General features: G+C 50.1%; 10 protein-coding genes. 6 read left to right on the forward strand and 4 right to left on the reverse strand.

The window, feature by feature from the left end:
* Nucleotides 1-16 precede the first annotated feature (16 nt).
* Nucleotides 17-1,663 (forward strand): RsmB/NOP family class I SAM-dependent RNA methyltransferase, encoded by a 1,647-nt coding sequence (locus ACZND6_RS07490; RefSeq protein WP_489524519.1) that lies wholly within the window; start codon nt 17-19, stop codon nt 1,661-1,663.
* Nucleotides 1,664-1,780: 117 nt separating this feature from the next.
* Here the strand turns inward: ACZND6_RS07490 and rpmG are convergent, their stop codons facing one another.
* Both rpmG and rpmB read right to left on the reverse strand, forming a co-directional pair.
* Nucleotides 1,781-1,948: a 50S ribosomal protein L33 gene (gene rpmG, locus ACZND6_RS07495; protein WP_008811699.1), complete on the reverse strand. Its 168-nt coding sequence runs from the start codon at nt 1,946-1,948 to the stop codon at nt 1,781-1,783.
* 12 nt (nt 1,949-1,960) lie between these two features.
* Nucleotides 1,961-2,194 (reverse strand): 50S ribosomal protein L28, encoded by a 234-nt coding sequence (rpmB, locus tag ACZND6_RS07500; RefSeq protein WP_008811700.1) that lies wholly within the window; start codon nt 2,192-2,194, stop codon nt 1,961-1,963.
* A 323-nt stretch (nt 2,195-2,517) separates the two neighbouring features.
* Here rpmB and ispH point away from each other — a divergent pair, with 323 nt between their 5' ends.
* The 3 genes from ispH to ybaK are packed head-to-tail and all read left to right on the forward strand — an operon-like array spanning nt 2,518 to nt 4,429.
* On the forward strand, nt 2,518-3,474 hold the full coding sequence (gene ispH / locus ACZND6_RS07505; RefSeq protein WP_149879747.1) for a 4-hydroxy-3-methylbut-2-enyl diphosphate reductase: 957 nt from the start codon (nt 2,518-2,520) through the stop codon (nt 3,472-3,474).
* Entirely contained in the window at nt 3,452-3,928 is a 477-nt protein-coding gene (locus ACZND6_RS07510) for a methylated-DNA--[protein]-cysteine S-methyltransferase (RefSeq protein WP_149879746.1), read from the forward strand. The genes ispH and ACZND6_RS07510 overlap by 23 nt, the downstream gene beginning before the upstream one ends.
* A 9-nt stretch (nt 3,929-3,937) precedes the next feature.
* Nucleotides 3,938-4,429, forward strand: a complete 492-nt coding sequence (gene ybaK, locus ACZND6_RS07515; protein WP_149879745.1) for a Cys-tRNA(Pro) deacylase — start codon at nt 3,938-3,940, stop codon at nt 4,427-4,429.
* Between the two features lie 115 nt (nt 4,430-4,544).
* Here the strand turns inward: ybaK and tsaD are convergent, their stop codons facing one another.
* Nucleotides 4,545-5,579, reverse strand: a complete 1,035-nt coding sequence (gene tsaD / locus ACZND6_RS07520) for a tRNA (adenosine(37)-N6)-threonylcarbamoyltransferase complex transferase subunit TsaD (protein ID WP_021867759.1) — start codon at nt 5,577-5,579, stop codon at nt 4,545-4,547.
* A 41-nt stretch (nt 5,580-5,620) separates the two neighbouring features.
* The gene (locus ACZND6_RS07525; protein WP_293737434.1) at nt 5,621-6,310 is read right to left on the reverse strand and encodes an AAA family ATPase; all 690 of its coding nucleotides are present in this window, start codon (nt 6,308-6,310) and stop codon (nt 5,621-5,623) included.
* A gap of 270 nt (nt 6,311-6,580) precedes the next feature.
* Here ACZND6_RS07525 and rpsU point away from each other — a divergent pair, with 270 nt between their 5' ends.
* Together rpsU and ACZND6_RS07535 are read left to right on the forward strand one after the other, a co-directional pair.
* Complete coding sequence (gene rpsU / locus ACZND6_RS07530; protein ID WP_008811706.1) at nt 6,581-6,793, forward strand: 30S ribosomal protein S21; 213 nt, start codon at nt 6,581-6,583, stop codon at nt 6,791-6,793.
* Nucleotides 6,794-6,823: 30 nt separating this feature from the next.
* Nucleotides 6,824-7,270 (forward strand): GatB/YqeY domain-containing protein, encoded by a 447-nt coding sequence (locus ACZND6_RS07535; protein WP_149879744.1) that lies wholly within the window; start codon nt 6,824-6,826, stop codon nt 7,268-7,270.
* The last annotated feature ends 135 nt before the right edge of the window (nt 7,271-7,405 follow it).

Raw genomic sequence — 7,405 nt, forward strand, 5'->3', positions numbered from 1 at the left:
CACACGGAGTAATAAATTGGAATCTAAAACGAATAGAAGCGGGGCCGCTCGTCCGGCCAGACGCCGGGAAGCGCCCAAGCGCCATTTGACGGATCGTCAGCGCGCAGCCAAAGAACGTTTGGCCCGTATGTCGCCGGAAGAAAGAAGAACACACGATCCGAAGAAGGCGCCTAATCCTCGAATGAAGAGTACGCATAACGGCGAAGTTCGCATTACTTCTCTGATTGTGGACGAACTCGCCAAGGCTCTGCGCAAGATTTTGAAGCTGGACGGCCCGGCCGATGTTCTGATGAGCCTTTATTTCAAAAACGCTCGTCACCTCGGCCCGCGTGAAAGAACCATCATTGCCGAAGCCATCTACTACACGATGCGTCATCTTTCGATGATCACTTGGCGCATGTCGCCGGTTTGCTCGGCTAAAGCTCCGAAGCTGACGGGGCTGCTCACGCTCGCCCTGCAGTACGGCATCGACAATATTCCGGACGCTATCCTCGGACGCGAAAAAGAGCCTCTGAAGAATATGCTTCGTCTGAAGAATTCCGAGGCTCCGAAAGAAATTCAGGCTGAAGTGCCGAAATGGCTCTACGATAAAGCCGTGGTCCAGTACACGGATCACAAGGCTTTGTTTGAAGCCATGCAACAGAGTGCTCCTCTGGATCTGAGAGTCAACACGCTCAAAGCGACGCCTGATGAAGTCATTGAAGAGCTGACTCAGCACGGCGTTCAGGCAGAAAAGGGTCAGTACTCTCCGGAATGCGTTCGTTTGAACATCAAACCGGCATTGACTCAGTGGCCGATTTATAAAGAAGGTAAGGTTGATGTTCAGGATGAAGGCTCGCAGCTGATTGCTCGTCTGGTTCAGCCCAAACGCGGCGAAATGGTTTGCGACTTTTGTGCGGGCGCCGGCGGAAAGACTCTGGCCTTAGGCGCTCTGATGAAGTCAACCGGCCGCATCTACGCTTTCGATGTCAACGAAAAACGTCTTGCCGGTCTGACACCGCGTATGCGTCGTGCCGGTTTGTCCAACATTCATCCGGCCGTGATTCGCAATGAACACGACCTGCGTGTGAAGAGACTCTACGGAAAGATGGACAGAGTCCTAGTCGATGCTCCGTGTTCCGGCACCGGAACGTATCGCCGCAATCCGGACCTGAAGTGGAGATTCGGAGAAGAAGAGCTGGATCGAATCAACGAGATTCAGAAATCCGTGATTCGTTCTGCGGCAAAGATGCTGAAAGCCGGCGGCCGTTTGGTCTACGCAACATGCTCGATTCTGCAGAGAGAAAACCAGGACGTCATCAATGACTTCCTGGCTGAAAATCCGGATTTCCGTCTGCTCAATTCCTACGAAATCTTAGGCAAGCAGGGAATCGAAATCTCTCCCTACCAGGCTCAGAGATTCGGAGACTTCTTCGTGATGCTGCCCCAGCTCAACGGTACCGACGGATTCTTCGGAGCCGTGCTCGAAAAGGTCAAGCCCGAGTCCAAACGCAAAGCTTCGAAGGACGAAGAAGTGAAGGCCTCCGAACTTCCGGCACCGGAGCAAAAGGAAGAAGCCCCGACGGAAACCGCAGTACCGGCCGAAGTTCTCCAAGCAGATAAACCTTCCGATGATGTGAAGGAGGAATTGCCTGAGGTCGTCGAAGAACCGGCAAAAGCGTAAGTTCTGAAAAATAAAAACTCGCGGTCTTGAAATTCTCAAAACCGCGAGTGTTTTATGCTTTTTTGGAGGCAATAAAAAACCGAGACTTGCGCCTCGGTTTTCTAAAACCTTACCGAATTACTTCAGCTTGGTTTCTTTGTAGATCACGTGCTTGCGGGCAACCGGATCGTACTTGGACATTTCCATCTTGCCACTAGAATTGCGTTTGTTCTTAGTGGTTGTGTAGAAGTGACCTGTACCGGCGGTAGAAGCCAGTTTGATTTTTTCACGAATACCTTTCGCCATGGTGAACTCCTATTAGATTTCGCCGCGGGCGCGAAGGTCCGCCAGAACTGCTTCAATGCCGTTCTTATCAATCGTACGCAATGCAGCGTTAGTAACTCTCAAACGAACCCAGCGATTTTCGCTTTCAACCCAAAAACGGCGGTACTGCAGATTGGGCATGAAGCGGCGCTTGGTCTTGTTATTCGCGTGCGAGACGCGATTGCCAACCATGGGAGCCTTGCCGGTGACTTGACACACTCGTGCCATCGCTAACTCTCCAGAATAATAACTGTTATAAAAAACTTTTCTCGCGCCGAAATACTGCCTCGGGGAGAACCAAAAACAGCGATTATACTGATTTTTCAAACTTTTTGCATTGGTCCCCGACACTTATTTTCCGATCGCAGGTCTGAAGGAGTAAATTGGCGGATCAATGACTTACGCTTTTCGAAGCCGATTTAACGCGGAAGCCGTGATTCTTCCTGTCTCGGACAAGAATGACCTCGGTTTTCAGGAACGAATCCGGATCGGAAAATCAGCGTTTCTATTAATATGTAAGAACATTTGATCTGCATTTATCGTTAAAAATTATGAAAATTCTGCTGGCCCAGCCAAGAGGCTTCTGCGCCGGTGTTGACCGTGCGATTGCGATCGTTGAAAGAGCACTTGCAGTGCACGGCGCGCCGATTTACGTCCGCCATGAAATCGTTCACAACAAACATGTCGTCAATTCCCTGAGAGAAAAGGGTTCGATTTTTGTGAACGAAATCGACGAAGTGCCCGACGGTTCGGTCCTCGTGTTCTCTGCGCACGGCGTTCCGAAAGCCGTCGAAGAAAAAGCCAGGGCTCGCGACCTGACGATTTACGATGCGACGTGCCCCCTGGTGACTAAAGTTCATATGGAAGTCACCAAGATGCACAAGCAGGGCTACCGCATCATCATGATCGGACATGCCGGCCATCCGGAAGTGGAAGGGACGGTAGGACAGGTTGACTCGGACATCAACGTCATCGAAAAACCCGCACAGGTCTGGGATCTCGAGGTTGAGAATCCCGAGAAGGTTGCTTATGTCAGTCAGACAACGATTTCCTACGATGACGCCAAAGAGCTGATTCAGGAATTAAAGAAGCGCTTCCCCTTGGTCGCTGAACCTAAAAAAGCAGATATTTGCTACGCCACCCAGAACCGTCAGGACGCCGTCAAGGAATTAGCACGCCGCGTGGACCTCGTACTGGTAGTCGGCTCAAAGAGCAGCTCGAACTCCAATCGACTAAGAGAAGTCGCCGAAGGCGCCGGAACAAAAGCTTATCTGCTAGACGATGCCGGAGAAATTAATCCTGACTGGTTTAAAGGCATAGAAAGAGTCGGCATTACGGCAGGTGCCAGCGCCCCGGAAATCTTGGTCGACGAAATCGTCGAAAAACTCAGGACACTCGGTGCCGACGAAGTTGAAACCATGGCCGGTCAGCAGGAGGATGTGAAGTTCCCTCTGCCTAAGGGACTGTGGAAGAAAGACTTGGAGAATGCTCGTGAGAATCAAAAATAATCAGGCGATCTTGAACGCCCCGTTCGGTTCGATCCTTTTGACGTTTGCAGACGGCGATCTCATTAAATGTGAGCTGTCGGAAGCAGCCGTCGAAGAAGACCTCGGGAGCTTTGTCGGCCACAAGGCGGTCAAAGCTCTGCAATCCTATTTAAAAGGCGATATCCATGTCTTGGATAGCTGGAAGCCCAGTGAAGACGGCACGGAATTTCGCCGTCGGGTGTGGAAGGAAATCGCTAAGGTTAGAGCCGGTGACACCGTAACGTACGGTCAAATCGCCGATTCTCTCGACAGCTCTCCTCGCGCAGTCGGTTCTGCCTGCGGAGACAATCCGCTTCCGATTTTTGTCGGCTGCCATCGTGTTGTCGGGAAGAGCAATTTGGGCGGATTCGCACATTCCGCAGAGAATGTCTCAATAAAATGTTGGCTGCTCAAGCACGAACAGCAAAACATGTGAGGAGTTTGAATGAGTAAAAAAGAACATGTTTCTGCCACGCCGGCAACCATGTGGCTGAAGCAGCATAAAGTGCCTTTCGAAGACGGAATTTATGAATATGTGGAACACGGCGGCACAGCTCAGGCGGCCGCGTGTTTCGGGGTAGATGAGCATAACGTCGTAAAGACGCTCATCATGCAGGACGAGCATGAGAAACCGCTCGTTATCCTGATGCACGGTGACCGCGAAGTCTCTACCAAGAATCTGGCCCGTCAAACAAATCGTAAACACATTGAACCATGCAAGCTTGCAATCGCTGAGAAAAATTCAGGCTATCAGGTCGGCGGAACTTCCCCGTTTGGCACGAAGAAGAACATGCCGGTTTACGTCGAAAAAACGATTTTGGATTTGCCGTTCATTTACATCAACGGCGGCAGACGCGGCTATAACGTCAAGATCGATCCCAGAGTTCTCAAAGACCAATTAGGCGCAATTGAAGTGGAGTGCGCGATCGAAAAGTAGTCTTTAGAAACAAATTTTAAGCAGATATAGGAAGAGCCGAGGTTTGTGAACTCGGCTCTTTCATTAGGTGTGTAGTTTGTAAGGTTCAGCCGGAATCTTCCGGTCCCCACTAAAACTAATCGTTATCGTTCGGATGCTCTAGAGACCATCTCGGTTTAATAGAAAATCCGTCCGGTTTTTTGTTTTTCAGATCTTTAATTTCAGCTAAGTGAGCACCGGCGGCGGCCGCAATCATGGCGCCGTTATCGGTGCAAAGCGCCTGCGGCGGGAAGAAGACTTTGACGCCGCGTCTGCGGCAGGCTTCCGTCAGCCGAGTCCTAAGCTGTTTGTTCGCGCTGACGCCGCCTGCTGCAACCAGAGATTTATTTCCGGTTTTCTTCAGTGCTTTCAGGCATTTCGTGACTAGAACGTCTGTGACGGAATCGACGAAGGCGCGTGCCAAATTATTCTTAAATTCTTGAGACAGAGGTTTCGGTTCCTTGCGAACCGTGTTCATAACCGCCGTCTTGAGGCCCGAAAAGCTGAAATCCAAATTCGGCGCATGAATCAAAGGGCGCGGAAGCTCAATGGCGCCGGGTGTACCTTTCTCGGCAAGCGCAGAAACGGCCGGTCCGCCCGGGTAAGAGTATCCGAGTGCCTGTGCGGTTTTATCAAACGCTTCGCCTGCGGCATCATCCAGCGTCTCCCCGAGAAGCTCATAGTCGCCTAACGCACGAACTTCCATAATTTGGGTGTGGCCGCCCGAGACAAGCAGAGCGATGAAAGGGAACGACGGTTTGTCGTCAGCCAAGAGGGAAGAGAGAAGGTGACCTTCTAAATGATGAATGCCGACAACCGGAATATCCAACGCCAGTCCGATACCGTAAGCGACGGAATTACCGACGAGGAGTGCTCCGGCAAGTCCCGGACCTTCCGTAACAGCAACGGCATCTAAATCCTGCGGTGTCTTGCCGGCTTTTTTCATCACCTCGTTGAGCAAAGGAATAATGCGGCGAATATGGTCGCGGCTGGCAAGTTCGGGCACGACACCGCCGTACAAACGATGCATTTCGATTTGTGTGTGAAGTGCATCTGCAATAAGACCTTTGTCTGTGTCGTAGAGGGCAACACCCGTTTCGTCACAGGAAGATTCAATTCCGAGGATCAGCATTCTCTTTATCGATGAAAAATAGCTAAAGTCAAATTTTAGCCTTACTGAGCCTTGTGAGTACTGTAGTAGATATCGCGCGTCACAATGGCGAATGCGTTGTCTGCGGTCGAGCCTCCGCAGAGCTTTTCTCTGACTTCCTCACTGATTTTTACGAATTCGTCATAGGTCGGCACTTTTTCGGAAACCGCAACGCCTCTTGCATTGAGGTATTTGCGGCTCGGGCCGTCAAGCGGGAAATACTTTGTCGGGCAGACCCAATACATGCCCATGGTCAGGTTGAACTTGATGCCGTATTGGTGCTGAGTCATCTGATTAAAGAGTTCGGCGACCTTGTCGTTTTTTCCGAAGAGTCCTAAATAGAGCGTCCACAAGTTATTAATGTCTTCTGCAGCCTTGCCGTCTTTAAAGCCGAAGAACATCGAGTTTTCGTTGTTGAGCGGAGAAACGCCGCGGAAGTCCGTCGGCGCCGGTTCGTCGACCTTCAGGAAAATTTTGAAAGCCTTTGCAACTTCCGCCTTCTTTTCCTGAGAGATGTGACGGTTCATCACGCCAAAAACAGTGAAAGGATCAATGTCCGTGAGCTTTTTGTGATCGGGGCCGTGAAGGTAATTCGTTTCTTCAGGCAGTGCTGAATAAAGCCAGCTTAAGAGTTCTTCTCTGCGGTTGGAATACGCGCACAGTTTCCTTGCGGCCGCAGGATTAAATTTTGTCCATGAGTAATCATTGTCCATTTTTTGAGCTCCTTCAGCAAAAGAAGAATCTATTGTGGGTCGAGATAAAAATAGGTGTTGCGTTAGGTGCTCAATTCGATCTTTTCAGCTAGGAAAATTGCCGTCTTTCCGAGGTCGCAGACTAAATAAATTGTTACTTAAATGAGATAGTTAAGGCACGGAAGTGAAAAATGCATTAGAATTGCTGACTTTCGAGTAGGGGAAGGCCTGTGCATTCCGCTTACTCAACCAAGAAACTATTTTTAAACAGTTATTTAGTTTAGGTGCTCGATGCCCACAATCCGTGTTAAAGAAAATGAACCTTTTGAAGTTGCTCTTCGTCGCTTTAAGCGTACGATCGAAAAGAGCGGTCTTTTAACTGAACTTCGCGCTCGCGAATTCTATGAAAAACCGACTGCTGAACGCAAACGCAAAAAAGCTGCCGCTATCAAGCGTCACTACAAGCGTCTTCGCAGCATGATGCTCCCGAAGAAGCTCTACTAATTCTTCAAGCACTTCAAAACAGAGGCAGTTATGAGTTTAAGAGACCAGATCACCTCTGATATGCGCGACGCGATGCGCGCTCATGACAAAGAAAAACTGAGCGCGCTTCGTATGCTTCTTTCTTCCATCAAACAGAAAGAAGTCGACGAGCAGATCACCGCAGATGATGCTGTCATTCAGCAGATCATTGCAAAACTGATCAAGCAGCGCAAAGACTCAGTTGAACAATATCTGGCCGGAAATCGTAAGGATTTGGCCGATAAAGAGTCTGCGGAAATTAAGACATTCGAAGTCTATTTGCCCGCTCAGCTTTCTGATGAAGAAATTCAGAAAATCGTTGACGAGGTTGTGACTTCCGCCGGACTCAGCGGCCCGGCTGCCATGGGCAAAGCCATGGGAATGATCAAGCCGAAAGTCGCAGGCAAAGCTGACATGGGCAGAGTTTCCGCACTGCTTAAGGCAAGACTGGCTCAGTAAGCTGGAAGATTTTATAAAAGACGTCCTGCGGGACGTCTTTTTGGTGTGCTCGGCATGAGCATTCTCTATAGGGTGAAAGTCCCGAGTCTGCCCGCTAGTGGGAAAGACTAGCGAACCCCAAGGTGTCTGCAGTGA

Source organism: Parasutterella sp., from assembly GCF_057870745.1.

Coding starts and splice junctions, on each gene's coding strand:
- tsaD (WP_021867759.1), bottom strand. CDS start 5,579: ATGCTGATCCTCGGAATTGAATCTTCCTGTGACGAAACGGGTGTTGCC.
- ybaK (WP_149879745.1), top strand. CDS start 3,938: ATGAGTAAAAAAGAACATGTTTCTGCCACGCCGGCAACCATGTGGCTG.
- ispH (WP_149879747.1), top strand. CDS start 2,518: ATGAAAATTCTGCTGGCCCAGCCAAGAGGCTTCTGCGCCGGTGTTGAC.
- ACZND6_RS07510 (WP_149879746.1), top strand. CDS start 3,452: ATGCTCGTGAGAATCAAAAATAATCAGGCGATCTTGAACGCCCCGTTC.
- ACZND6_RS07525 (WP_293737434.1), bottom strand. CDS start 6,310: ATGGACAATGATTACTCATGGACAAAATTTAATCCTGCGGCCGCAAGG.
- rpmB (WP_008811700.1), bottom strand. CDS start 2,194: ATGGCACGAGTGTGTCAAGTCACCGGCAAGGCTCCCATGGTTGGCAAT.
- rpmG (WP_008811699.1), bottom strand. CDS start 1,948: ATGGCGAAAGGTATTCGTGAAAAAATCAAACTGGCTTCTACCGCCGGT.
- ACZND6_RS07535 (WP_149879744.1), top strand. CDS start 6,824: ATGAGTTTAAGAGACCAGATCACCTCTGATATGCGCGACGCGATGCGC.
- rpsU (WP_008811706.1), top strand. CDS start 6,581: ATGCCCACAATCCGTGTTAAAGAAAATGAACCTTTTGAAGTTGCTCTT.